This is a genomic window from Paenibacillus sp. FSL L8-0340 (assembly GCF_038593145.1).
GTDB lineage: Bacteria > Bacillota > Bacilli > Paenibacillales > Paenibacillaceae > Paenibacillus_AQ.
In genome coordinates, this window is the sequence record NZ_CP151967.1 from 2,978,531 (window position 1) to 3,003,356 (window position 24,826).

Annotated in this window: 23 protein-coding genes; 21 read left to right on the forward strand and 2 right to left on the reverse strand. The window is 50.5% G+C overall.

The window, feature by feature from the left end; all coding sequences use genetic code 11:
- Positions 1 to 172: 172 nt before the first annotated feature.
- Entirely contained in the window at positions 173 to 1,423 is a 1,251-nt protein-coding gene (locus tag NST07_RS13240) for a metallophosphoesterase family protein (protein WP_342481717.1), read from the forward strand.
- A 240-nt stretch (positions 1,424 to 1,663) separates the two neighbouring features.
- Positions 1,664 to 4,993, forward strand: a complete 3,330-nt coding sequence (locus NST07_RS13245; protein WP_342481948.1) for a X2-like carbohydrate binding domain-containing protein — start codon at positions 1,664 to 1,666, stop codon at positions 4,991 to 4,993.
- A 150-nt stretch (positions 4,994 to 5,143) separates the two neighbouring features.
- Here NST07_RS13245 and NST07_RS13250 read toward each other — a convergent pair whose 3' ends face one another.
- Positions 5,144 to 5,884 (reverse strand): SDR family NAD(P)-dependent oxidoreductase, encoded by a 741-nt coding sequence (locus NST07_RS13250; RefSeq protein WP_341092305.1) that lies wholly within the window; start codon positions 5,882 to 5,884, stop codon positions 5,144 to 5,146.
- Positions 5,885 to 6,011: 127 nt separating this feature from the next.
- Between NST07_RS13250 and NST07_RS13255 the strand changes: the two genes are divergently transcribed.
- The 5 genes from NST07_RS13255 to NST07_RS13275 all read left to right on the forward strand — a co-directional run bounded on the left by NST07_RS13255 (position 6,012) and on the right by NST07_RS13275 (position 11,554).
- The gene (locus NST07_RS13255; protein ID WP_341092306.1) at positions 6,012 to 6,896 is read left to right on the forward strand and encodes a LysR family transcriptional regulator; all 885 of its coding nucleotides are present in this window, start codon (positions 6,012 to 6,014) and stop codon (positions 6,894 to 6,896) included.
- 71 nt (positions 6,897 to 6,967) lie between these two features.
- Complete coding sequence (locus NST07_RS13260) at positions 6,968 to 7,138, forward strand: hypothetical protein (RefSeq protein WP_341092307.1); 171 nt, start codon at positions 6,968 to 6,970, stop codon at positions 7,136 to 7,138.
- Between the two features lie 45 nt (positions 7,139 to 7,183).
- Entirely contained in the window at positions 7,184 to 7,678 is a 495-nt protein-coding gene (locus tag NST07_RS13265) for a hypothetical protein (protein ID WP_341092308.1), read from the forward strand.
- Positions 7,679 to 8,573: 895 nt separating this feature from the next.
- Positions 8,574 to 9,197 carry a hypothetical protein gene (locus NST07_RS13270; protein WP_342481718.1) on the forward strand — a complete coding sequence of 208 codons (624 nt, stop codon included), beginning with the start codon at positions 8,574 to 8,576 and terminating at the stop codon, positions 9,195 to 9,197.
- 167 nt (positions 9,198 to 9,364) lie between these two features.
- Positions 9,365 to 11,554, forward strand: coding sequence for an alpha-galactosidase (locus NST07_RS13275; protein ID WP_342481719.1), 2,190 nt, complete (start codon positions 9,365 to 9,367; stop codon positions 11,552 to 11,554).
- 80 nt (positions 11,555 to 11,634) lie between these two features.
- Here NST07_RS13275 and NST07_RS13280 read toward each other — a convergent pair whose 3' ends face one another.
- Positions 11,635 to 12,252, reverse strand: a complete 618-nt coding sequence (locus NST07_RS13280) for a nitroreductase family protein (protein WP_341092313.1) — start codon at positions 12,250 to 12,252, stop codon at positions 11,635 to 11,637.
- A 326-nt stretch (positions 12,253 to 12,578) separates the two neighbouring features.
- Here NST07_RS13280 and NST07_RS13285 point away from each other — a divergent pair, with 326 nt between their 5' ends.
- The 14 genes from NST07_RS13285 (at position 12,579) to NST07_RS13350 (ending at position 24,824) form a co-directional block, all read left to right on the forward strand.
- The gene (locus tag NST07_RS13285) at positions 12,579 to 13,016 is read left to right on the forward strand and encodes a DUF1641 domain-containing protein (protein WP_342481720.1); all 438 of its coding nucleotides are present in this window, start codon (positions 12,579 to 12,581) and stop codon (positions 13,014 to 13,016) included.
- Positions 13,017 to 13,056: 40 nt separating this feature from the next.
- On the forward strand, positions 13,057 to 14,235 hold the full coding sequence (locus NST07_RS13290; protein ID WP_342481721.1) for an NAD(P)/FAD-dependent oxidoreductase: 1,179 nt from the start codon (positions 13,057 to 13,059) through the stop codon (positions 14,233 to 14,235).
- Between the two features lie 227 nt (positions 14,236 to 14,462).
- Positions 14,463 to 15,092, forward strand: a complete 630-nt coding sequence (locus NST07_RS13295) for an SGNH/GDSL hydrolase family protein (RefSeq protein WP_341092319.1) — start codon at positions 14,463 to 14,465, stop codon at positions 15,090 to 15,092.
- Between the two features lie 382 nt (positions 15,093 to 15,474).
- Positions 15,475 to 16,221, forward strand: coding sequence for a type I methionyl aminopeptidase (gene map, locus NST07_RS13300; protein ID WP_341092322.1), 747 nt, complete (start codon positions 15,475 to 15,477; stop codon positions 16,219 to 16,221).
- A 32-nt stretch (positions 16,222 to 16,253) separates the two neighbouring features.
- Positions 16,254 to 16,838 (forward strand): DJ-1/PfpI family protein, encoded by a 585-nt coding sequence (locus tag NST07_RS13305; protein WP_341092324.1) that lies wholly within the window; start codon positions 16,254 to 16,256, stop codon positions 16,836 to 16,838.
- A gap of 27 nt (positions 16,839 to 16,865) precedes the next feature.
- Positions 16,866 to 17,681: a hypothetical protein gene (locus tag NST07_RS13310; protein ID WP_341092325.1), complete on the forward strand. Its 816-nt coding sequence runs from the start codon at positions 16,866 to 16,868 to the stop codon at positions 17,679 to 17,681.
- 64 nt (positions 17,682 to 17,745) lie between these two features.
- Positions 17,746 to 18,168 carry an Rrf2 family transcriptional regulator gene (locus NST07_RS13315; protein ID WP_038590310.1) on the forward strand — a complete coding sequence of 141 codons (423 nt, stop codon included), beginning with the start codon at positions 17,746 to 17,748 and terminating at the stop codon, positions 18,166 to 18,168.
- Between the two features lie 418 nt (positions 18,169 to 18,586).
- Positions 18,587 to 18,766 (forward strand): hypothetical protein, encoded by a 180-nt coding sequence (locus tag NST07_RS13320; RefSeq protein ID WP_038590313.1) that lies wholly within the window; start codon positions 18,587 to 18,589, stop codon positions 18,764 to 18,766.
- A 16-nt stretch (positions 18,767 to 18,782) separates the two neighbouring features.
- A complete protein-coding gene (locus NST07_RS13325; RefSeq protein WP_341092327.1) occupies positions 18,783 to 19,349 on the forward strand; it encodes a GNAT family N-acetyltransferase in 567 nt (188 codons plus the stop codon).
- A complete protein-coding gene (locus tag NST07_RS13330; RefSeq protein ID WP_341092329.1) occupies positions 19,346 to 19,732 on the forward strand; it encodes a hypothetical protein in 387 nt (128 codons plus the stop codon). The genes NST07_RS13325 and NST07_RS13330 overlap by 4 nt, the downstream gene beginning before the upstream one ends.
- Before the next feature lie 39 nt (positions 19,733 to 19,771).
- On the forward strand, positions 19,772 to 20,509 hold the full coding sequence (locus tag NST07_RS13335) for a metallophosphoesterase family protein (RefSeq protein ID WP_341378293.1): 738 nt from the start codon (positions 19,772 to 19,774) through the stop codon (positions 20,507 to 20,509).
- A gap of 199 nt (positions 20,510 to 20,708) precedes the next feature.
- Positions 20,709 to 21,584, forward strand: coding sequence for a VOC family protein (locus NST07_RS13340; protein ID WP_341378294.1), 876 nt, complete (start codon positions 20,709 to 20,711; stop codon positions 21,582 to 21,584).
- Between the two features lie 82 nt (positions 21,585 to 21,666).
- On the forward strand, positions 21,667 to 22,527 hold the full coding sequence (locus tag NST07_RS13345) for a beta-1,6-N-acetylglucosaminyltransferase (RefSeq protein ID WP_341378295.1): 861 nt from the start codon (positions 21,667 to 21,669) through the stop codon (positions 22,525 to 22,527).
- A gap of 275 nt (positions 22,528 to 22,802) precedes the next feature.
- On the forward strand, positions 22,803 to 24,824 hold the full coding sequence (locus tag NST07_RS13350; RefSeq protein ID WP_341092336.1) for a Na+/H+ antiporter: 2,022 nt from the start codon (positions 22,803 to 22,805) through the stop codon (positions 24,822 to 24,824).
- Positions 24,825 to 24,826: the final 2 nt, after the last annotated feature.

Below are 24,826 nucleotides of genomic sequence, written 5' to 3' on the forward strand. Positions count from 1 at the left end.
GCCTGAACGTTAGCTGAAAGTTATTACACTGCGTTAACAAATGACGTAGTTATGTGAGGTTGTAGGGAGGGTTATTTGACTTCTGTCTATGAGGAAGGCTATCTTTTATAGACAGAAAGCTAGAATCCGGACTGTTGTTTATTGGAAAGCAAGCGGTGAGGGAGGGATAGGCATGAAGGATTTTAAAGTGTTGATTATTGTTGTAATCATCGTAGTTGTATTGATCCTGCTGGCCCTTGGTCTGGAATGGCTTAAATCGGAGTGGACTGCCCGACCTGAGGAAAGCAGTGCTCCGTATGATCTGGTCAGTACCTTTAAAGAAGATGCGGAGACCAGCCGTGCGTTCACCTGGTTTACCGGAGCTCCGGGTGCGGAGGGACGGCTTGAGGTTGTAAAAGGAAAAAGCGCCGCATTTACAGCAGGGAATGTTGTCAAGGTGCAGGCCATAGACAGCGTGATCAAAACAGATGAGGGCAAAAGAGGCGTACATAAAGCTGTAGTGACCGGGCTTGAACCGGGAACGCTGTATACCTACAGGGCAGGCAGCGGCAAAGAAGGCGAATGGAGCACAGCAGCTACGTTCACCACGGCGGAAGCGGACAGCGAAAGCGTAACCTTTATCAATGTAACCGATTCACAAGGGGAGACGGCGGCGGATTTCAAATTATGGGGCAATACACTGGACAAGGCGTTCCAGACCTTTCCGGCGGCAAAGTTTATCGTTCATAACGGGGATTTGACGGAAGAGCCGGAGGATTCGGGTGCCTGGGATGACTTTTTCGGCAATGTGCAGGGGTTTGTGCCGGGCATTCCGCTGATGCCTGTCACCGGCAACCATGATGAGGTCGAAGGGCAGGCAGCAAGCTTTACTTCGCATTTCAACCTTCCGGATAACGGCGACCCGGAATCCATTGCCGGAACCTCATATTCTTTTGATTATGGACCTGTGCATGTGACGGTACTGAATACGGAGAGCCACCTGAAGAGCCAGGCCAAGTGGCTGAAGAAGGATTTGGCCCTTACAGATAAACCGTGGAAAATCGTAGCGCTGCACCGTCCGGCATATGGCGGGAACATGTATAAGAAGCTGGAGGACTGGACAGAGATATTTGACAAGTATGGGGTTGATCTGGTGCTCCAGGGACATAATCATGAATATTCCAGATCGTATCCGCTGCTTGCCGGAAAAGTTGTCCCGGAGGGCGGGAATTCTGCCGGTACCGGAGGAGGAACGGTGTACGTGGTGACCAACGCCTCCGGCGCAAAATTCAACGAGAAGAAAGAGGATCAGAACTATCATCAGGTTCATTTCCAGAACAATAAGCAGATGTACGCCGGAATTACGGTCAGCGGAAATACATTGACTTACCAGGCCTATGATGTGGACGGCAACAAACTCGACGAGTTTCTGCTAAAGCATTAAGATAGTAAGACTCTTCTGACATTCCGTCAGGGGAGTTTTTTACTATAAATGTAATAATTAGTGTGAAAATGGTACGATAACAGAAGACGGAATTCTCCAAGTTTGAACCATTTTCCCTCACTATGAATCCTGCTTACACTCTATAATGAAAACGTTAACAAAGTAAAGCAATCATAGGAGGCGTGGTTCGTGATTCGTAACCGTATCCGAAGAATGGGATTAATTGTCCTGCTGGCCGCGATGTCTAGCTCTTTGTTTACCGCCTTTCCGGCGGCTGCCCATGCTGCTGCAAGTGAAGCTTACAACTGGAAAAGTGTCGTTACCGGTGCGGGCGGAGGGTTTGTGCCGGGCATTATTTTTAACCAAACTGAACCGAATCTGATCTATGCGCGTACCGACATCGGGGGCGCCTACCGCTGGAATCAGGCCACTGGCAGCTGGATTTCCATCAGTGATGCCGTGGGCTGGGTCGACTGGAACAAAAACGGGGTGGATGCGCTGGCTACAGACCCTGTCGATCCGGACAAAGTATACATGGCTACCGGCACGTACACGAACCATTGGGATGGCAACGGGCAGATTATGCGTTCCAGCGACCGGGGCAATACGTGGCAGACGACAGCGCTGCCGTTCAAGGTTGGCGGCAATATGCCCGGCCGTTCGGCCGGTGAGCGTCTGGTTATAGACCCCAATAAGAACAACATCCTGTTCTTCGGGGCACGCAGCGGCAACGGGTTGTGGAAAAGTACGGACTCGGGAGTAACCTGGTCCAAAGTAAGCTCTTTTCCTAACGTAGGCACCTATATTCAGAACCCGACGCTCGATTATGGCAATGACCTCGTCGGATTATCCTGGATTACTTTTGACAAAAGCACAGGCACACCCGGCAGTGCTACGGGAACGATTTATGTCGGCGTAGCGGATATGGCAAGCAGCGTGTACCGCAGCACCGACGGCGGTGTTACCTGGTCCGCGCTTCCCGGACAGCCCACCGGCTATCTGCCCCATCATGGCGTGCTTTCCTCAACCGGGGATCTGTACATTACGTACAGCAATGGCGTAGGGCCCTATGACGGCAGCAAAGGTGAAGTCTGGAAATTTAATAAAACCAGCGGTGCCTGGACGAACATCAGCCCGACGACCGGAACAGATAATTGGTACGGCTTCGGAGGACTTGCTGTCGATGCCCAGAATCCGAATACGGTGATGGTCTCCAGTCTGAATGCCTGGTGGCCGGATGAGGTTGTTTTCCGCAGTACGAACGGCGGAGCGACTTGGAGCCGGATCTGGGATTGGGGCAACTATCCGGAACGGACCTATAAATTCGCAATGAACATTACCGCAGCACCTTGGCTGGATCATGGAACGACCTCCACTTCACTTGATCCTTCACCAAAGCTCGGCTGGATGATGGGAGACCTGGAGATTGACCCGTTCAACTCCAACCGGATGATGTACGGAACAGGAGCTACAATCTACGGCTCGAATAACCTGACTGCTTGGGATACAGGCGGCAAGGTCAATATTTCGGTCATGGCCAAGGGCGTAGAGGAGACTGCTGTGCTCGGACTGATCAGCCCGCCGTCGGGAAGTGCGCATCTGATCACGGCGCTTGGTGACGTCTCGGGCTTCCGGTATGAAGATGTGACCCAGGCGCCGGTCAAGTTCCAAACGAGCCCTTCCTGGGCGACAACGACAAGTATTGATTATGCGGAGCTCAGTCCGGCGTTCGTTGTGCGCGTTGGCGGAGCCGATAAGGAAAAGACACCGAGCATGAAATCGCTTGGGATTTCGAATGACGGCGGCTCTAATTGGTATATGCCGAATGCCGAACCGTCGAATGGAACCAAAACAACGGCAGGACAAGGCCAGGTCGCCGTATCTGCCAGCGGTAATGCCATCTTGTGGAGTACCTCCGATATCGGTGTCTACTACACCAAATCGTCGGGCAACTCCTGGACGGCAAGCAGCGGGGTACCGGCCGGAGCCAAAATCGCTTCCGACCGCGTAAACGCAAACAAGTTCTATGCGTTCTATGCAGGAATCTTCTATGTCAGTGTGGACGGCGGAGCTACCTTTACCGCTACGCCGGCAGCGGGTTTCCCGACGAATAATGTAGACGGCCTGCAGCCGAACCAGGCGCAGATCAGCTTGAAGGCAGTGCCGGGCATTGAAGGCGATATCTGGCTGGCCGGAGGCAATACGGTCGAGAACAAATACGGTTTATGGCATTCTGTGAATTCGGGAACCAGCTTCACCAAGCTGTCTAATGTCGAGGAAGCGGATCTGATCGGCTACGGTAAGGCCGCACCGGGCCAGAGCTATATGGCACTATATACGGTTGCTCAAATCGATGGCGTCAGAGGGGTCTTCCGCTCCGATGATGCTGGCGCATCTTGGGTCCGGATCAATGATGACGCCCACCAGTATGCGAAGATCAACATGGCCATAACCGGTGATCCGCGGATATACGGCCGGGTATATCTCGGAACAAACGGCCGGGGCACACTGTATGCTGATCCGGTGAATCCTCCGGCTACCGGATCCACCATTACGCCGGTCACGGCCAGCTTCGATAAGAAGACGGCGAATCAGGCGGATGTGGCCGTAACGCTGACGCTGAACGGGAACACGTTAAGCACGATCAAGAACGGAGCGGCAACGTTGAGTGCCGGAACGGATTATACCGTTAACGGCACAGCTGTCACGATCAAAAAAGGGTATCTGGCCGCGCAGCCGGTGGGCACAACAACGCTGAGCTTTAATTTCAGCGCCGGGGCCGCCCAGTCGCTGGCAGTTGCCGTAGAGGATACGCCGGCAGCGAGCAACTCGGCGATTACGCCGGTCACGGCCAGCTTCGATAAGAAGACGGCGAATCAGGCGGATGTGGCCGTAACGCTGACGCTGAACGGGAACACGTTAAGCACGATTAAGAACGGAACGGCAACGTTGACTGCCGGAACGGATTATACCGTAAGCGGCACAGCTGTCACGATCAAAAAAGGGTATCTGGCCGCGCAGCCGGTGGGAGCAACAACGCTGAGCTTTAATTTCAGCGCCGGGGCCGCCCAGTCGCTGGCAGTTGCCGTAGAGGATACATCTGTGGTTGTGACCGGTGGACTTAAGGTCCAAATGTATAACGGCAGCACAGTGGCTTCAGCGAATGTCTTGAATCCGCGGATCAAACTGCTGAATACGGGCACCAGCGCCGTTTCGCTGGCGGATGTGAAGATCAGATATTATTACACGATTGACGGCGAGCAGCCGCAAAGCTTCTTCTGCGATTGGTCACAGGCCGGCAGTGCGAATGTTACCGGCACCTTTGTGAAACTCCCGGCAGCCATAACCGGGGCGGATTATTATGTGGAGCTGGGCTTCACAAGCGCAGCGGGTTCCCTGGCAGCAGGGGAGGGCCTGGATATCCAGATGCGGGCATCCAAGGCGGATTGGAGCAATTATACCCAGACCGGAGATTATTCCTTTAACGCGTCAGGTACGGGTTATGCGGATTGGGCTGGCGTTCCGGCCTATCTCTCCGGCAGCCTGGTATGGGGGAATGAACCTTCCTGATCTGATCCGGCCGCAACCCGGATCGGCATAACAGGATTATCCATTATACAATGAGCTGCAAGAAGCCATGAATTTTCTTGAACCAACAGCCTCATCTTCCTTTGTGAATTGGGAGGATGGGGCTGTTGGGCGTTTTTGCTGTGCTTGCTGCTATAAAGTCTGTCCGCTGTCGACGGTAATGACCTGTCCGGTTAAGGCCTCCTGCACAACAACCGAGCAGATGAACCTGGCGATATCTTCCGCTGTGGCGATCTGCTGCAGCAGAAGATTGGGAGCCAGGCGCAGCATCTGCGCTTCCCGGCCGGTCCACCATCTCGTCGCGACGGCTCCCGGAGCCACAGCATTGACCCGGATCTCCGGTGAAAGCGCGCGGGCCAGTGACTTGGTAAGTCCATGTACGGCGGCTTTAGACACCGCATAAGGAAGAGAGGAGCCGGAGCCTGTATTTCCGGCAATGCTGCCGAGGTTGACAATGGCTCCCTGCTTGTTTTGCTTCATATAAGGAGCCACTGCCCGGGCGCAAAAGAACATTCCTTTGACGTTGACATCCAATAATTGATCCCAGACTTCTTCCGTAGCTGCATCGAGATCCTCCAGAGGGATGTGCTTTGTAATGCTGGCATTATTGATGAGCACATCCATACGGCCGAATGTTGCTGCGATTTGTCCAACCATCGCCCGGACTTCGACGTCCCGGGAAACATCGGCCTGTACCGCGATGGCCTGTCCGCCTAGATCAATGATCTGTTGAACAGTTTCCAGCGCTTCCTGTTCCGAACGGGAATAATTAACAGCGACCACCGCCCCGAGCCGTGCCAGCTCAAGGCTTGTGGCTCTGCCTATGCCGGTACCCCCGCCTGTTACGAGCGCCACTTTGTTTGTAAGCTCCATCTGCATCCACTCCTTGAATATCTTTTTGGGTTGATACAGACTATTTTATAGAGCATACTTGGTTTTGTATAATTGAACTAATTGAAGTGATGATTCATTAATATTGAATCGTGATGGGGGAATGGAAATGGATTTCAAGGCGCTGATTACCTTCCAGACGATCGTAAACACAGGAAGCTTTAACCGTGCGGCGGAAGAGCTGAATTATGCCCAGTCGACGATTACAATGCAAATCCAGAAGCTGGAATCACAGCTGGGGGTACAGTTACTCGAACGCGGTAAAGGGATTAGCTTAACGGAAGCTGGGCGGCTATTCCATGAACAGAGCCTGCTCATTGTGAAGGACATGGAACGGTTGCAGAGCAGTCTCGCGGAAATGAAATCTGGCGAGGCGGGGAGTGTCCGTCTGGGTGCAACCGATCCTACCGCCAGCTATCGGCTGCCTCGTCTTTTGCAGCAATTCATGAGCCTTTACCCCAAGATTGAAATCTCGGTAGATATCGCCGGAACACCGGCGCTTACTGAGCGGCTGCTCCGCGGGGAACTCGACATGGTGCTGTGTTCAGCACCGGAGCTGGGAAAGGAGCTGCACTTTGAGCCTCTGTTCACGGAGAAATTCGTGCTGTTAATGCCGGAGGATCATCCGCTCGCTGACCTGCCGGAGGTGACTCCAGATCATCTTCGCGGACATCGGCTGCTGATTACGGCCGTCAATTGCCCCTACCGCAAAAAATTGGAGAGCGTACTGCAGGAATTTGCCGGACCGCCGCTGAATACCATGGAAGTTGGCAGCATGACAGCGCTGAAATTCTACGTAGAGGCTGGTTTAGGTCTTGCGTTTGTCCCTGAGTCTACGCTTGCGCCCGTACCTGTGGGAACGGCAGTGCGGCAGCTGGCAGGAGGAGCTGTAGACATGGCCTGCGGAATCGCCTGCAGAGTGGCTGATTATCCGCTCCGGTCGGCCAGCTTGAGACTGTATCAATTTCTGAAGCGGGAGCTGTCTTTACGCTAACTTTGCAACAAGACAAGACAAGATAGATGGGATGGGACGAGACGAGAAGAGGAAAGGTGAGATGAGATCAGATGAGTGGAGCGAAACTGGATTTGCAGCGGATTGTTATGATTGGGCGGACCTTTGAGGAATATTTGCGGATGTTCAATTTGCAGCGTGAGGAGCTGGCCGTGCGGAGAATACTCGATTGTCCTGCGGGTGTTTGCTCTTTCACGGCTGCGGCGAATCAGCTCGGCGCTTAAGCTGTCGCCGCTGATATTGCCTACTGCCATTCTGCGGAAGTTCTGATGGAGAAGGGAATCAAGGATATTCAGCACGCTATGCTGCAGCTTGCGAAGGTGCAGCAGAATTTCCTGTGGAATGAGTTTAAATCCATCGAAGAGCTGAAGCAGGCAAGAATCGAAGCGTTAACAGCCAGTACTTTGGACAGACAACAGAATGAGGAGCTTTATATTTCGGCGGTGCTCCCGCAGCTGCCTTTTGCCGGTCTAAGTTTTGAGCTTACATTATCCGCGCATTTTCTATTCATGTATAGTGACCGTCTGGACTATGATTTTCATCTCCAGAGTCTGCAGGAGCTGATGCGTGTGACAAGTGAAGAAATCCGCATCTTCCCGCTGAGCGATCTATCCGGCCGCAGATATGAAGAAATGGACCGTTTAATAGAATATATTCACACTCAGGGCTGGAATACAGAAGAGCTTAAAGTCTCCTATGAGTTCCAAAAAGGCGCTAACACCATGCTGCGGATGACGAGGACCAGAGGAATGCAGTCTGCATAGAACGCAACTAAAAAGGTAACCTATGGAACCGCCCGCATTGCTGTGAGGCTAAATTTCATTTCATATCAGTTGTTGCGCTATTGCGGTATAAGTACCCGCTAATTTTAGCTGAAAACCCCTTTTTGGAATAATATAGGGAATTGTTACCGCTAACATGGAGATAAACCCCAATGATCCCTTGTAACATAAAATTAGAGGGCGGGATTCCCGTTAGTTGTTCATTTCTTGGAATAAGGACTATATTAGCGGCAGCATTTCCTGTTAAGGAGGATAGGCATCAAGATGAAGCAAGGGTGCTCCCGCATAACACACATAAACCTCTATCATTGATTGTTCATCAACAATAGAGGTTTATGTTGTAAGCACTATACCCATGTTCTTCTCAGACTCCTTATCCTATCCTTTGTTCTCAGCCGGGTAGAAATCGTCCGAGGCGGCAGTGTATTTGCCTATCCTGACCGTTAAATCTTCTCTAATCATCCTCAGGTAACGATTGGATTGATGTTCAACGTTTGAGCTTTAAGAAGCTCATACCATTTCGTTCCGGGATAAATTGAAAGCTTTAATGCCAGGATCAAAGATATAGTCTCAAGCTCAGGGATTACAGCTGCAAAAGATTGCTCACCGAGAGATTTTACCTGCCCGCATTAGCTTTCCTTCTAGCAGTGTATGGTTCCTTGAGTTGATGTCTATAGTATACCCTGATCCCCATAAGCAGTAAAAAGCCGTATCATTTGAATCTGGAACCATTATATTTATAACCCTCTTGTAAGCGCTATTATCCTTGCTTATTCTTAGTTTTTGAACTAATATTCCATGGATAATTGCTGCTGCTCTTAATGTATAATTCACTTATTGAATAGGAGTTAGGAAGAATGGAAGGAGTAGCACACATATGAAGTTGTTTCAGATGAAGACGGCGCCGCTTGGGATTGAGCGGATGACGGAGTTTGTGCAGGACAATTATGTTTGCGCCGGATATCCCGGCATTGGTGATTTGGAACAGGCAAGCCGCGAAGAAATCGCCAGACGGCTGCAGCAGACCTCTGCCTACTACGGGCCGGAACTGGAAAAGACGCTGGACAGCCTGGACATCTTTGTACATACAATGCAGGATGGAGATTATGTATTGATCTCAGACGGGGAGTGGGCCTACCTTGGCGACCTGGGCGATTATTTCTATGAGGAAGCCTGCGACCATCCGGAAGATGGCCGTTGTCACCGGAGAGGGGTAACCTGGCTGAAGAGCTTGTTGAGTGCAGAGCTGAATCCCATGATGGGTGAACTGCTGGCAGATACCCTGCCAGTCTCGCAGTATATAGGAACACTGCCGCCTGAAAGGCTGGATCTGTGGCTGGAGGATGCGGGTCTGACCGGCAGTGAGCAAGCGAAGCACACGGTAAAAGTTGATGATGAGATAATTGCTGAAGCGCTGTCTGTTCTCACGGCTGCGCTGCACAGTGAAGATGCCGAGCGGCGGGAGCGGGCGGCTGCGGCCATTCTCTATTATGCGAAATGAAAGCTAACCAGAGGTGAAATTAAAGCGATTTCACTATATAATAAAGTGATGTTGTACGAAGCCTATTAAGTAAGATGCTGCTCTACAAAACTAAGCAGATGCTTCCGAAGCGAGTTTGTACGATCCAATCAAGGAAGCAGATGCTCACAAACTTTCAGGAGGTTCCAATGGCCATTCAATATTTATCCGACGAACGTATCTTTCATCTTCAGAGCAAGGCAACCAGCTACGTGATTCAGTTGCTGCCTACCGGAGTTCCGGCGCATGTATATTGGGGAAGGAAAATCCGTTCAACCGGTCTGTCCTCCATCCTCCAGCGGACTGAACGCTGCTCCTTCTCGCCAGCTCCATATCCTGAGGACATGTCTATCTCTTACGATACAATAGCACAGGAGTACCCGGTTTATGGTGTGGGTGATTTCCGCCATCCAGCCTACCAGATCCAGGCTGAGAACGGAACTACGGCTTCCGAGGCGCTGTATGGCAAACACCGCATTTACCGGGGAAAGCCTGCTCTTGAGGGGCTGCCAGCTACATATACTGAGCATGAAGAGGAAGCCGATACATTGGAGATCGAGTTGCTCGATCCTGTGGCCGGACTGCGGATTATCCTCAGCTATACCGTATTTAATGAATTGAACGCCATTACCCGTTCTGTGCGGTTTGTCAATGAAGGCAGCCAGTCGCTGAGGCTGCTGCGTGGACTCAGCATGAGTGTGGATTTCCGTGACTCGAATTACGATATGCTTCATTTGTCCGGGTCCTGGGCGAGGGAGCGATATGTGGAACGCAGAGCGCTTGCTTCCGGCATGCAGGGTATCGAGAGCCGCCGGGGAGCGAGCAGCCATGCGCAGAATCCATTTATCGCCCTGCTGTCCAAAGGTGCGGATGAGGACCATGGCGATGTATATGGCGTCAGTCTGGTTTACAGCGGCGGATTTAGCGCACAGGCTGAGGTTGAGCCGTACAAGACAACCCGTTTATCCATCGGGATTAATCCTTTCGACTTCAACTGGCTGCTGGAGCAGGGACAGGCGTTCCAGACTCCGGAAGCTGTACTGGTCTTCTCGGCGGATGGCATCGGTTCGATGTCACGGACCTATCATAAGCTGTACCGTACCCGGCTGTGCCGCGGCACCCACCGCGACCGTACACGGCCAGTACTCGTCAATAACTGGGAAGCGACTTATTTCAATTTCACCGCCGACAAGATTGAAGACATCGCCCGCGCCGGCAGCGAGCTTGGTCTGGAGCTGTTTGTGCTGGATGACGGCTGGTTCGGTCACCGCAATGATGACCGCAGCTCACTGGGGGACTGGTTCGTGGACGCGAATAAGCTGCCCAAGGGATTGGATGATCTGGCCAAGCGTGTAAACGGGCTGGGCCTGCAATTTGGCCTCTGGTTCGAACCGGAGATGATTTCTCCGGACAGCGAACTGTACACCCGGCATCCCGATTGGTGCCTGCATGTGCCGGACCGCCGCAGAACAGAAGGACGGATGCAGCTTGTGCTCGATTTCTCCCGTGAGGATGTCTGCCAGGCGATCGGCGACAGGATAGCCGATGTGCTGAGCAGCGCGCCAATCTCCTATGTGAAATGGGATATGAACCGCAATATGACCGAAATTGGCTCCGCGCTGCTGCCGCCGGAAAGACAGCGGGAAACGGCGCACCGTTATATGCTCGGTCTTTATGGAGTGCTTGAACGGATTACCTCGGAGTTTCCGGATGTCCTGTTTGAGAGCTGCTCCGGCGGGGGAGGGCGCTTCGATCCGGGAATGCTCTATTATATGCCGCAGACCTGGACAAGCGATAATACTGATGCGATCAGCAGGCTCAAAATCCAGTACGGAACCAGCATCGTCTATCCGCTCAGCTCCATGGGCAGCCATGTCTCGGCCGTGCCGAACCATCAGGTACACCGTAATACTTCTCTTGAACTGCGCGGACATGTCGCAATGTCAGGCAATTTCGGCTATGAGCTGGATCTGACAAAGTTTACAGTAGAAGAGAACGAAACAGTAAAAGCACAGGTAGCGCTCTACAAGGAGCTGCGGCCGCTGGTGCAGTTCGGGGAGCAGTACAGACTGCTCAGCCCGTTTGAAGGCAACGAGACCGCATGGCTGATTGTGGCTGAAGATAAATCTGAGGCTGTTGTCGTGTATGCCCGGACACTGGCCGAGCCCAATGATTCACTGTATTATCTGCGCCTGAATGGACTGGATCCTGAAGCGGATTATGAGTGGCTGGAAGGCGGAGGCGTGTACGGAGGAGATCATCTTATGTATGCGGGGCTGCCATTGCCGAATCTGCACGGTGATTTCCAGAGCGTGCTCTGGCGTTTCCGCAGAGTCTAGGATTTAGCCGTTTATATTTTCACAAAAGGCCTTGCCGCGATACTGCGGCAAGGCCTTTTTGCATGCCAGACGGGTCCATCTCAGAAGAATTCAACAAACTCATTTACCGGCTTGCGGTAGCCGCGCGGTCTGATCTTGCGTTTGTAGTCCTTGCCGATGGTAATCATCAGAGCCGGCACAAGATGGTCCGGGATATTGAGGGTGGCCTTGATGGCTTCGGGATCAAAGCCGATCATCGGGCAGGTATCCCAGCCTTTATCCTTGGCAATCAGCATGAACTGCATGGCGGACAGGGAGGCGTTGCGAATGGCTTCATCACGCTGGAAAGCATCATTTCCTTCATAGGCATCGTTGATGGATTGGATGGTGTTGTCATATTCCTCCTGGCTCATAGCGCCAAGCAATTTCAGTCCGCTGTAAATTTCCGGTGCCTGCTGATAGGCATGCTTATCTCCGAGCACAATAATAACGGCGGAAGCTGTGTGGATTTTATATTGGTCATAAGCACCTCTGCGGATTTCCTCCTTCAGTGCCGGATCGCTGATCACCTTATAATGTGTATGCTGCAAATTGGAGCTTGAAGGGGCGAGCCGGGTGAGAGAGAACATGTCCTCCAGCTCGTTTTGCGGGATCTTGATCCCTTCCACGAAATTCATAGCTGATCTGCGGGATTGCACCAAATCTGTAAAAGTACTCATGATAAATACCTCCAAATGGTTATAAATTGATAGTTAATAAATATCAATAACTTATGTAAATAAACTTACTTACAAATGGTTACTTACTTAAGATAGCACGGCAATTGGGAATCGTCAATGATGAATTACACTAAATCGTGAAATTAAGTTCGAATAGAAGAAAATTAATAAAAACGACAGAAAAGAAGTGATTTTAATCACAAAATAAGGTTATAGAGGCAAAAAGATTGTGACGTTTATTACATAATGGGTGTTATAATAGACGCATGGGTTATTGAATTGACTATTATCAAGCGTTACAAGCTAATGCAGAGGAGAGTCCAACAATGTCAGAAACAATTACGCAAACCACTCCTGAACAGGAAGCACCGCAAACCTCTTTAACCAAAGAGGATGTTCTGGATCAGCTTTTGAAGCCGGAAGTTCAGGAATCATTAACAACCTTGATAGAACAGCTGCCGCAGCTTACACAGCTTGTAGGTGTATTAACGAAGTCTATGGACTTTGTACAGTCGGTTGCATCCGATGAAGTACTCAAGAATGATACGGTGGGCGCTATTAAAGAAATTGCCGAGCCGGTAGTAGGTTCCGTCAAGAATATGGCGGCTACTGTGATCGAGGCGAAAGACCGGGCAAATGAAAGCAGCGAGACGATCAGCGTGTTCGGAATGATGAAGATGATTAAGGATCCGCAGGTTCAGAAGCTTCTCCGTTTTTTGAATGCTTACCTGCAAGTCAGCGGCGAACGCAGCCAGCAGAAATAATTAATTCTAATCTCATACGTAAGGACGGAGGAAACATCATATGTCAAAACATATTGTTATTCTAGGAGCAGGTTACGGCGGATTGCTGAGTGCCTTGACAGTGCGCAAATATATGAGCAAGGCTGAGGCAAAGATCACAGTTGTCAACCAGTATCCAACCCACCAGATTATTACCGAATTGCATCGTCTTGCCGCAGGCAGCGCGGAAGAGAAAGCTGTTGCTATGCCGCTGGCGAAGCTTTTTGCCGGTAAAGACATTGATCTTAAAATTGCCAAAGTAAAATCCTTCTCCGTTGAAAGCAAACAAATTGCGCTCTCGGATGGCACGAATCTAACTTACGACGCCCTTGTTGCGGGCCTTGGCAGCACGACGGCTTATTTTGGAATTCCGGGACTTGAACAATACAGCATGGTATTGAAATCGGCTGCTGACGCCAATAAAATTCACGGTCATATCGAAGACCGGATCCGTGAGTACGCAAAAACCGGCAATGAAGCTGACGCGACGATTCTAATCGGCGGTGGCGGATTGACGGGTGTTGAGCTTGTAGGTGAAATTGCGGACGTGCTGCCCAAGCTCACCAAACGTTATGGGGTGGATCAAAAAGAGATCAAGCTGCTGCTCGTGGAAGCAGGTCCGAAGATTCTCCCGGTACTGCCCGATCACCTGATCGAACGCGCTACATCAAGTCTTGCTGCACGCGGCGTACAATTCCTGACCGGTCTAGCCGTTACCAATGTGGAGGGCAACACCATTGATCTGAAGGATGGCCAAAAAATTGTGGCCAACACGTTCGTATGGACCGGCGGTGTACAAGGAAATCCGCTGATCGGTGAATCCGGTCTTGAAGTTAACCGTGGACGTGCAACGGTAAATGAATTCCTGCAATCCACATCGCATGCCGATGTATTTGTTGCCGGTGACAGTGCCGTTGTATTTGCTCCGGACGGCCGTCCTTATCCGCCGACTGCACAAATCGCCTGGCAGATGGGTGAGCTGATCGGCTATAATCTGTATGCTTACCTTAACAATAAATCGCTGGATACCTTCAGTCCGGTCAATTCGGGCACACTGGCCAGCCTGGGCCGTAAAGACGGGGTTGCTATTATCGGCGGCAACTCAACGCCATTGAAAGGCTTGCCTGCAACGATGATGAAAGAAGCAAGCAACATCCGTTATCTGACACATATCAAAGGGTTGTTCAGTCTGGCGTATTAATATTCATTAGCCGGCTTTTCTGCTTATAGGATCCCCTTTTAGTTACCCGAAAACACCTGGTTTTTTTTGAGGTGCGGGTGCTGGAAGGGTTTTTTTCTGTGCTGAATTAGTTCACGATGCGAAGTGCGCTTTGAAATCCTGCCATAATTGAGGGTGCCCGGAGAAATTCTATTTGATATAATGGAATATGTTTATACCATTCAGTGGTTTTATAGGAGGATTTAAACATGGGATTTAAAGAAAACGATATCATTTTGTTCCAGGGTGACAGTATCACTGATTGCGGGCGCAATTATGAAGACGCTTCCTCATTGGGCGTAGGTTATGCAATGATGGCTGCCGCACGTCTTGGGCTGCATTATCCGGAGAAGAATCTGACGTTCATTAACCGGGGAGTCAGCGGTAACCGCATTACAGATTTGCAGCAGCGCTGGGATAAGGATTGTCTGGACTTGAAGCCGACATGGGTATCCATTTATATCGGGATTAATGATACCTGGCGCCGCTTTGACTCCGGCCAGGAAACTACTGCTGCCGAGTTTGAAGCCGCTTACCGTGATTTGATCGAGCGTACAATGAGTGCGCTGGATGCCAAGCTGGTGCTGATTGAGCCGTTCGTACTGCCAGTGCCGGAAGACCGCAAGAATTGGCGTCAGGATTTGGATCCCAAAATCCATGTTGTACGTGAATTGGCACGTGAGTACGGGGCCCCGCTGGTTCCGCTCGACGGCCTGTTCGCTGCGGCTTCCGTTAAAGCGGAGCCAGCGTTCTGGGCAGGGGATGGCGTGCATCCTTCTTCGGCCGGACATGCCCTCATTGCCGAAGCCTGGCTGAAAGCGGTAGGAGCAATTAACTAGAGCTTCAAATTATTTTGTAAAGCTATCCCTTCTGAGTGTGTTTTAGAGACCGGTCCGTTATTTTATAGCGGACCGGTCTTTTTTTGATGCGCAGAGCTGAAAATTGGATGAGGCAGACCAATGCACGGACATTTCACTCTGCACCTGAAGACTGTTATAATTGTAGGATACATATTACCGATACTTCATCTGACAAGCTCATGGCTATGCCTGAATAAACGGAAGGAATTCTCAGAGCCACCGGGCGTCAGCACAAACCTCAAGATGAAGCTAGTGTTCGGAGAAACGTATCAGGAATACATTATTAATGAAGAAGTTAACAATCTAAACCGAAATAATAAATATCGAGTACATCTTATAGAGCGAGAGGAATGTTAAAAGAATGACGAGCGATACAGCAGAGGATTTGCAAGGTCTGAAGGCAGCCGGCAAGGTGGTAGGTTACACTATCGCCGAAATGAAAAAACATGTAAAACCAGGTATCACGACTGCCGAGCTTGATGCGGTGGGGGCGAAGATCCTGGAGCAATTTGGTGCAAAATCGGCTCCGAAGGTTACCTATAATTTTCCGGGCAGCACCTGCATCAGTATTAATGAAGAGGTGGCTCACGGCATTCCCGGCTCACGCGTTATTAACCCCGGTGATCTGATTAATATTGACGTATCTGCCGAGCTTAACGGTTATTACAGTGACTCCGGCGTTTCTTTTCAATTGCCGCCCTATAACGAGAAGATAGTACATCTGTGCCGCAGCACGGAGGAAACCATGATGAGCGTAATCAATCATCTTCGGGCGGGCATGAAGGTGAATGAGATTGGCAGAGTGATGGAGAGTGAAGCCCGCAAACGCGGCTACAAAATCGTACGCAATTTATGCAGCCACGGCATCGGCAAATCACTGCATGAGAAGCCTTTCGAAATTCTCCCGTTTTATAATCCGCGGGTTACTACGGTGCTAAAAGAAAATCAGGTCATTACGGTTGAGCCGTTCCTGTCTACCGGGGCTGACTTTGTAGAACAGCAGTCAGACGGGTGGACACTGAGTGTGAAGGACAATAGCCGGGTAGCACAGTATGAGCACACCATTATTATTACAAAGGGCAAACCGATCATTCTGACAAGCGCATAGAACCCTGCCGAGGGTAAGAGGAGCGAGCGAAGTTGAAGATGGCCTTTATTCTTTTTGATGGAATTACTTTTCTCGATTTTGCCGGATTCTATGATGTTATCTACCGGCTGGGACAATTTGCCCCAGGTGAAGGGCTGGAATGGGATATTTGCGGTGTTGCGGAAGAAGTGACCGATGAGCTGGGGCTTACGGTCAAGATCGGCACAGTATTGCCGGATCTGTCGCAATATGACTTAGTCTTCGTACCCGGCGGGATGGGGACGAGAAGGCTCCGGACCGATGAGTCCTTTATCTCTTGGCTGCGGGGAGCCGCCAATGTGCCTTATAAGGTTTCTGTATGCACAGGCTCACTCCTGCTGGGAGCCGCCGGATTTCTGGAGGGACGCAGTGCAACGACACATCCCGCTGCGTACGATCTGCTGGCGCCCTATTGCGGCAGTGTGGTGAAGACGCGGATTGTACAGGACGGCAGTATAATTACCGGTGGAGGGGTGTCTGCCTCCATTGATTTGGGGCTGCATGTCATGTCACTGCTTGCCGGTGAAGAGGCGATGCTCTCCGTGAAGAAGCAAATTGATTATCCTTATGAGATGCAGGGTATTGTACAGCGGCAATAAGCTGTGCAGGAAAACGGGGGAATTAGGATGACTGTAACTAAGACGGTGCCAGTGCCGATTCGGGAATGGATGGAGACGGAGGAGCAGTGGACCCTGCTTGCCGGTTATATGCTGGACGGGAGCGGCCTGCCCGGACCACGGGCCAATCTGGAGCTGGCAGAGAGCTTCGCGATGTCTTTTGCCCGGCCTTCTGTAACGGAGACCTCATGGGCACTGCTTTCGTCATGGGCGCTTATTTCGGACCACGAGACTGCTGCTAATGATCCCCGCGAGTTTCTGCCTTTTTGTGCTGTACAGGCCAGCTGCGCGCATTACGGGTATGCTGATGCAGTACGGCGCACCCTTACAGAAGGTCTGCTGAAGACTGCCATGAATGATTCCAGATGGCGGCTGCGCGAGGCCGCGGCGATCGGTCTGCAGACTATTGGAGAATATGATTTTTCGCTTCTGCAGAGACTGCTGGATTCATGGAAAGCGGAGGCTACACTGCTGGAACAGCGTGCCTTTGTTGCCGCTTTAGCCCATCCGCCGCTGCTCAAGGAGCAGACCAACGTACGGTATAGCCTGGATCTGGCCGGCGGCATTATGGAAGGCATCCTCTCCTCTGAGCCGGGACAAGGTGACCGGGAGCATTATCGCGTGTTGTCCAAGGGTTTAGAATATAGTCTCAGTCTGTTTGCGGCCAGCGAGCCGGAAGCAGGTTTTGCTATGCTCCGCAGATTTGCACAGAGCGGCGATCCCCGGATGCTGAAGATTGTGAAGAGCAATCTGGGCAAAGCCCGGCTGAGTAAAAAATATCCGGACCAGGTTGCGGACCTCCTCACAGCATTGACAATGTGCTAAAATGTAACTATTATTGTTGCATCCAAAGCATTCTTTTGTTTAGGGCAATAAAGGAGAGATTTCCATGAACATCAGCACCCGGTTTGCGGTGGCTATTCATATTCTTACGTTAATCGACAGCAACAAGGAAGGCAAAAGCACCTCCGAGTGGATCGCTGGCAGTGTCAATACCAACCCGGTGGTCATACGCAGAATTACAGGCATGCTGAACAAAGCGGGACTGGTTGATGTCCGTCCCGGTGTGGCCGGAGCCAAGCTGAACCGCACTGCAGCTGAGATTACGCTGCTGGAGATTTATCGGGCGGTTAATGCGGTAGAGGAAGATTCCTTATTCTCCGTGCATGAGCACCCGAATCCCGATTGTCCGGTTGGCAAGAACATCGCCGGTGCCATCGTGCCTGTATTCTCCCTCGCCCAGAAAGCGATGGAGAATGTGCTGCAGGAGGTTACCTTGGACCAGATTATAAATCAGATCCCTGTTTACTGAGCAGGGAGGGGATTTTGAGTAATTTAAGTAAACTTTTAGCAAAAACTTATGTTTCTTTAAGGTTTCAGGAGTATATTTAAGATCTCCACCCCCCAGTGGATGCATTTTGCTAGGAGCCTGCCGTGCCTCGGCAGGCTCCAATTTTTTTGGTTTGCTGCAATCCGATGATTCTACAAAATTCAGCAAACCTTTATTAAATTTTCATCCGGATTTAAGCTTTGCCGGTTATAGTAGTCACATGACCCCCTTATAATAGACCTTGACCCTGCCGGAAGCTGGCAGGGTCACTTTTTTGTTCCTGTATAAGGAAATGGAGAGCGAGATAACGTAGAGGGAGCTTTACACAATATTCCAAATGAATTAGACTGACACAAGACATGCGAATTGAAATGATTTTGTGAAAGAGGATGGGATTTGAATGATGACCTTTCTGGCTGTGATTCTTGGCTTGTTAAGCCTCTTGGTATTTATGCTGATTATTAGAAAAGCGATAGATGATTCGAAAACTTCGCACAAACTGGATATTTTGATTCAGGAGATCAGGCTGCTGCGCAAAGAAATTAAGGAGAATAAGCATATTATTGATAAACGCCTGTAAAAGGGGGAGTTTTGCATTGATTTTATATCACAATCAGGAACTAAGCGTTAGAAGACTGGTGCCTCCCGATGCGGAGCTGCTTACGAAATGGCTTTCCGATCCGCTTCTGTTAGAGTATTATGAAGGCCGTGACCGTCCGCATACAATGGAGATGGTGCTGGAGCACTTTTATGAAGAGGATGCCGGGGAAATCACACGCGGGATTGTCTGCTATAAATCGCAGGATGTTGGATACATACAGTTCTATCCTATTGAGGCTGAAGAGAAAGCGGAGTACGGGTATACGGATTTTGAAGGCAGAATTTACGGCATGGACCAGTTTATCGGCGAAACTGCATTTTGGAATCAAGGAATTGGCTCGCAGCTTGTGGGGGAGACGGTTAAATATCTTACCGAGTCGAAGCAGGCGGACAAAATTGTGATGGACCCGCAATGCTGGAACCACCGGGCACTGAGAGTGTATGAGAAACTTGGTTTTGTGCGGAGGAAGCTGCTTGTAGAGCATGAATGGCATGAGGGAGAATTCAGGGACTGCTGGCTGATTGAATATGCGGGCAGTACGAAATTAGGGGATACTTTATGAAGAATAACCATTTATCTATACTGGGGGCCAGCCTTATTCTTGGTGTTTGTTTTATTGTCGGCTGCCTGGTCATCAGCTATGAAAAGGCGGGTAGCAGCGGAAATGCTTTGCAAGCCCAGAACACTCAGCTGCAGCAACAGGACAAGGCATTAATGACGCTTCAGGAGGCTGCATATTTTCTGGGGCTGGAAGAAGAGCAGGTGCTCAATATTATGAAAGCAGAAAATGCAATTCTGAGCAATAATGGACCTTTTACAAAAGCAAAGCTTCCTTATATTAAAATTGATGACGAGTTCTTGTTCAATAGGGAGGACTTATTGAACTGGATTCGGACAGCCACCGCAGAGAAAAGAATATACAGCGGCAACAAATTACTAAAATGATTAAGCAAGATAAGAATGGACCCAAACGGAGGAACTTCAGTGGAGAAAATTGCAATTATTTCTGATATTCATGGCAATGTGCCGGCTCTTGAAGCGGTACTCGCGGATATACACGGGCGTAACATCACCCGGATTTTTTGTCTCGGAGACATTGTCGGCAAAGGACCTAGCTCAGACCTGGCAGTTGATCTGGTGAAGAAGCACTGCGAAGAAGTTGTGATGGGCAACTGGGATGAATTCATCGGCCGGCCCAGCGAAATCGCCGTTGTACAATGGCATCGGGAGCTGCTCGGCCAGGACCGCCTGAATTATCTGAACTCTCTGCCGTTCTCGATTGAATTCTGGATGAGCGGAAAGTTCATCCGTTTATTCCATGCCTCACCGCGGAGCTTAAATGAGCGGGTCCAGCCCTGGGATGATTACGAACAGCGTTTATCCCTGTTCCTGCCCTCCGGATTGTGCAAGGAACCAGTCATGGCGGATATAGCCGGATATGGGGATGTTCATAATGCGTACCTTCAGCATCTGGACGGAAGGACGTTACTGAACGTAGGCAGTGTAGGGAATCCGCTCGATCTTACCCAGGCCTCGTATTTAATTATGGAGGGAAGGTATCAAGATCGTGCAATGACACAGTTAAATCTGCAATTCGTCAGAGTTCCCTACGATATCGAACTCGCTGTGCAGCAGGCACAGGAATCGCATATGCCTGACTTGGAACCCTATATTAAGGAGCTTAGAACTGCTGAGTATAGAGGCAAGGGCGTCGATCACTAATGCTAAGCCAGACCTGACGGGTCTGGCTTTTCTTTTTTAGAAAAGTAATTGACAAACTTATGGAGTGCAACTATACTAAAGTTAGTTAATATGTAACGGAAACAGTTACAAGTGTGAATTGCAAAAATGGAAGGTGTAAAGACTAAGCTGCAATAAGCGGCTAGACACGGACATCAGCATTTATTCAGGAGGAGATATTATGACGGCAACAGCGACATTGCATGAGGGTGTGCAAATTGGTTTAGTGCAGATAAGAGTAAGTAATTTGGAGCGTTCGCTCGCTTTTTACCAGAATGTTGTGGGATTGAAGATCTTGCGCCAGGCCGGGCGCCAGGTGGAGATGACAGCAGACGGGCAGCATGTACTGCTCGTCTTGCGGGAGATTGAAGGCGCGCAAATCCTGCGCCGGAATTCGGCAGCGGGTTTATACCACTTCGCCATTCTGGTGCCTGACCGCCCCAGCCTTGGTCTCACGCTGCGCAATCTGATTGACTCTGGGATTCATATCGGCCAGGGGGATCATCTGGTAAGTGAAGCGCTGTACATTCAGGATCCGGACAATAACGGGATTGAGCTGTACCGGGACCGGCCGCGTGATACATGGAAACGCGATGCAGAAGGGGATTATATTATGACTACGGACCCGGTAGATGTCGACGGTCTGCTGGCCGCTGCGGAAGGCTTAACCTGGAACGGCCTTCCTGCCGGCACCGTGATCGGACATGTGCATTTTCATGTAGGTGATCTTAACCAAGCGAAGAAATTTTATGTGGATGCATTGGGTTTTGAACCAACAACCCATTATGGAGACTCGGCGCTGTTTATCTCGGCGGGAGGTTATCATCACCATATGGGCCTCAATATCTGGGCGGGGCAGGGTGCTCCGGCGGCTCCGTCTGATGCACCCGGCATTGATTATTTTACACTGCTGCTGTCAAGCAGACAGGAGCTGGCGGAAGTATCTGAGCGTATGCGGAAGGCTGGTTATACAGTAACTGAGGCAGATGGCATTGTATCGCTCAAAGATCCATGGAACATCGGTTTGAAGCTGATGGTGAACTCGCAATCGGAATAATTTGCTTGTCCATCTTCACTCATTCCCCTATAATAATTGGAAATGAATGAGTGAAAGGGTGTAAATTTTGCAAAAATTCAAGATGGCATACGTAATCCTTTGTCATAAAAATCCTGAGCAGATCAATTTGCTGATTGATCGTTTAAGTGATGAACATGTGGATTTTTTCCTGCATGTAGACAAGAAGAGCGGCATAGAAGAGCAAATTGTTCACCGTGAACATATTCATTTTGTAAAAGATCCTGTTGAAGTGCAGTGGGGACATTACAGCCAGATTGAATGTATTCTTAAAGGTTTTGAGCTGATTAAGCAGCAGGGTTACTATAATTATATTCATATTATAAGCGGGCAGGATTTGCCCCTTGTCTCCAATGGAACGATTGTGGAGTTCTTCCAGAAGAACGAGGGGAAGGAATTTGTGAAGTATTTGCAACTGCCTAATGAAGCGGAGATGTGGGGCTGCTACTATCGGGTTTCTGTCTATTATCCAAAATTTCTTGTATCGCGGGTAAAAGCAGTCTCCGAGGTGCGTAACCGGTACATTAATCTGGTGATGTCGGTGCCTTGGCTTAAGCGGAGTCTGAAGCATCTCCCGGATAAACTGTATAAAGGCTCAAACTGGATGTCGATTACCGGTGAGTGCATGGAGTATATTCTGGAATTCACCCGTACTTCACCAGGTTACATCCGTTTATTCAAGAACTCATTCTGCGGTGATGAGATATTCTTTCATTCAATTATTTTGAATAGTCCGTTTAAGGATAATGTAGTGAATGAAATCAAACGTTATACAGACTGGGAGACGGGGCCGGAGTTTCCAAGAACGCTCAGGGCGGTGGATTACGAACGAATCCGCACACAAGGACAGGGATGCTTCTGGGGCCGCAAGTTTGACTTGGATGTAGACCGCAGTATTGTCGAGAACCTCCTGCAAAAGGGGTGAACCTTAGGACCACCGGGTCAAAAGCCTTTCAATCCTGATTCGATTACCGGGAGCGGCGGAATTTCAGCAGGAGGCAAGGCCGGATCTACCGGCCTTGCCTCCTGCTTGTTCTGCATCCAGTTACGCTTCCCCCTGTGACAACGCGGAGAGAAAGGCATTCCTACGGCACTGTAGGCGGTGAACTTTTCGACTAAACATAAAGTTGAGAATTGCATGCCCCTATATAAACGTTTAGGATATAATAATGGGAAAATCATTTTTGGAGTTGATGCAGATTGGAGACCTTTCTTGCCGTACTGTTAATTCTGGGGCTGATCGCGGCCTCCAACATCGTGAACCGGTTTATCCCGTTTGTGCCAATTCCGCTGATTCAGATTGGACTTGGTGTTATTGCTGCACTGATGCCTACGGGAATACATATGACCTTTGAGCCTGAGCTGTTTTTTGTATTATTTATTGCTCCACTTCTGTTCAATGACGGCAAGCGGACACCCCGCGATGAACTTTGGAACCTTAGAGCACCCATTCTGCTGCTGGCGCTGGGCCTTGTCTTTGTCACCGTCTTTGTAGCGGGATATGCGATCCATTGGATGATACCCTCGATTCCACTGGCGGCGTCGTTTGCACTGGCGGCCATTCTCTCGCCGACTGATGCGGTGGCGGTAGGCGCCTTGGCCGGAAGGGTTCATTTGCCGAAGGGCATTCACCGGATTCTGGAGGGCGAGTCATTGATGAATGACGCCTCCGGTCTGGTGGCCTTCAAGTTTGCCATTGCTGCTGCGGTTACCGGGGTGTTCTCACTGCCCAAAGCAACGTTCAGCTTTATCCTCATCGCGGCGGGAGGGCTGCTGCTGGGGGCGCTGCTGTCATTTTTGCTTATCCGGCTCAGCGTGCTCATCCGCAGATTAGGCATGGAGGATGTTACCGTCCATGTACTGCTGCAGATTCTGACTCCGTTCATTATTTATCTGATTAGTGAAGAAGTCGGCGTATCCGGCATTTTAGCCGTTGTTGCCGGCGGTATCGTATATGCCATTGAGAAAGACCGGGCTGTATCTCCGCAATACAAGCTGCAGCTTGTGTCAGCGAGTACCTGGTCGGTGCTGCTGTTTATCCTGAACGGGATGGTCTTCCTCATCCTCGGCATCTCCGTTCCCGATGTTGTTGAAGTCATCTACCGGGATGAAACGCTGAATAACTTTATGGTGGCCGGCTATGTGCTGGCAATTACGGCTCTGCTCATTGTACTCCGCTTCCTCTGGGTGTATGTCTATTCGCTAGTAGAGAGCCGCAGGCTGAAGACAGAGAAGTCACCGCTCAAAACACAGCTGATTATCTCGATCTCAGGTGTCCGCGGAGCTGTAACCTTGGCCGGGGCCTTCTCCATTCCACTGGTTGTTGGAGATGGTTCCCTGTTTCCGGAACGGGATTTAATCATTGCGCTCGCGGCAGGTGTTATTCTCATGTCGCTGGTGATTGCCAGTATCTTTCTGCCTATCCTTGCAGGAAAAGAAGAGGCGGTTGACGAAACCGCCCAGCCGCAGAACACGGAGCTTGCAGCCAGATCGGTAGTGATTGATGCAGGAATGACCATGCTGCGGAGCTTGGCGACGGAGAATCCCGGTTCCCCAACGCAGCCCGCATTGCTAGAGTTTACCGATAAGATAGACAGACTGTGCGCTCCCCAACCGGAAAATGATGTGGCCACGGAACGCTTCCGCCGGCTTGGCATTGAAGCGAGGCTGAACGGCCTCGATGCGGAACGGGCAGCATTGCGGAGCATGCTGGAGCAAGGTCAGATTGAATCTCCGGTTGCAGTGAAGATGGAAGAACTGCTGGATCATACGGAGGCTGTTCTGTGCCGGCGGTTCGATACACAGGTCAAATTCTCCCTGACTGAGATTCAACGCTTATTCTCGGGATTGTTCACCGGCCGTTTTAACGGTGAGGAAGGACGGCGGGCGGTTCAGAATGCCGAGAGTGCCCGGAAAGCGAAGATCGCGATGTGCCAGGCCGCCGTCTCAGCGGTCAGCGCCGAGATGAGCGAAGAAAACCGCCAGGCTTCGCAGCGGGTTATTGACAAATATGAGCGGCTGGAGTCACGGCTGGAGCAGGGGGAAGGCTGGAGCAAGGATGGCGTAATCGACGATGAGAAGCTGGAGCTGAAGCTGAAGGCAATTCAGGAGCAGCGCGACACGGTGCAGCAAATGTACCAGAACGGAGCGATTAATCTCAAGGTCGCCGGCAAGCTGCGCCGGTTCGTGGATCAATTAGAAACATCAATCTGGGAGGATTAACA

What these genes read in the sequence shown, in the direction of transcription:
- NST07_RS13240 (WP_342481717.1), top strand. Translation starts at nt 173, where the DNA reads ATGAAGGATTTTAAAGTGTTGATTATTGTTGTAATCATCGTAGTTGTA.
- NST07_RS13245 (WP_342481948.1), top strand. Translation starts at nt 1,664, where the DNA reads ATGTCTAGCTCTTTGTTTACCGCCTTTCCGGCGGCTGCCCATGCTGCT.
- NST07_RS13250 (WP_341092305.1), bottom strand. Translation starts at nt 5,884, where the DNA reads ATGGAGCTTACAAACAAAGTGGCGCTCGTAACAGGCGGGGGTACCGGC.
- NST07_RS13255 (WP_341092306.1), top strand. Translation starts at nt 6,012, where the DNA reads ATGGATTTCAAGGCGCTGATTACCTTCCAGACGATCGTAAACACAGGA.
- NST07_RS13260 (WP_341092307.1), top strand. Translation starts at nt 6,968, where the DNA reads ATGAGTGGAGCGAAACTGGATTTGCAGCGGATTGTTATGATTGGGCGG.
- NST07_RS13265 (WP_341092308.1), top strand. Translation starts at nt 7,184, where the DNA reads ATGGAGAAGGGAATCAAGGATATTCAGCACGCTATGCTGCAGCTTGCG.
- NST07_RS13270 (WP_342481718.1), top strand. Translation starts at nt 8,574, where the DNA reads ATGAAGTTGTTTCAGATGAAGACGGCGCCGCTTGGGATTGAGCGGATG.
- NST07_RS13275 (WP_342481719.1), top strand. Translation starts at nt 9,365, where the DNA reads ATGGCCATTCAATATTTATCCGACGAACGTATCTTTCATCTTCAGAGC.
- NST07_RS13280 (WP_341092313.1), bottom strand. Translation starts at nt 12,252, where the DNA reads ATGAGTACTTTTACAGATTTGGTGCAATCCCGCAGATCAGCTATGAAT.
- NST07_RS13285 (WP_342481720.1), top strand. Translation starts at nt 12,579, where the DNA reads ATGTCAGAAACAATTACGCAAACCACTCCTGAACAGGAAGCACCGCAA.
- NST07_RS13290 (WP_342481721.1), top strand. Translation starts at nt 13,057, where the DNA reads ATGTCAAAACATATTGTTATTCTAGGAGCAGGTTACGGCGGATTGCTG.
- NST07_RS13295 (WP_341092319.1), top strand. Translation starts at nt 14,463, where the DNA reads ATGGGATTTAAAGAAAACGATATCATTTTGTTCCAGGGTGACAGTATC.
- map (WP_341092322.1), top strand. Translation starts at nt 15,475, where the DNA reads ATGACGAGCGATACAGCAGAGGATTTGCAAGGTCTGAAGGCAGCCGGC.
- NST07_RS13310 (WP_341092325.1), top strand. Translation starts at nt 16,866, where the DNA reads ATGACTGTAACTAAGACGGTGCCAGTGCCGATTCGGGAATGGATGGAG.
- NST07_RS13315 (WP_038590310.1), top strand. Translation starts at nt 17,746, where the DNA reads ATGAACATCAGCACCCGGTTTGCGGTGGCTATTCATATTCTTACGTTA.
- NST07_RS13320 (WP_038590313.1), top strand. Translation starts at nt 18,587, where the DNA reads ATGATGACCTTTCTGGCTGTGATTCTTGGCTTGTTAAGCCTCTTGGTA.
- NST07_RS13330 (WP_341092329.1), top strand. Translation starts at nt 19,346, where the DNA reads ATGAAGAATAACCATTTATCTATACTGGGGGCCAGCCTTATTCTTGGT.
- NST07_RS13340 (WP_341378294.1), top strand. Translation starts at nt 20,709, where the DNA reads ATGACGGCAACAGCGACATTGCATGAGGGTGTGCAAATTGGTTTAGTG.
- NST07_RS13345 (WP_341378295.1), top strand. Translation starts at nt 21,667, where the DNA reads ATGGCATACGTAATCCTTTGTCATAAAAATCCTGAGCAGATCAATTTG.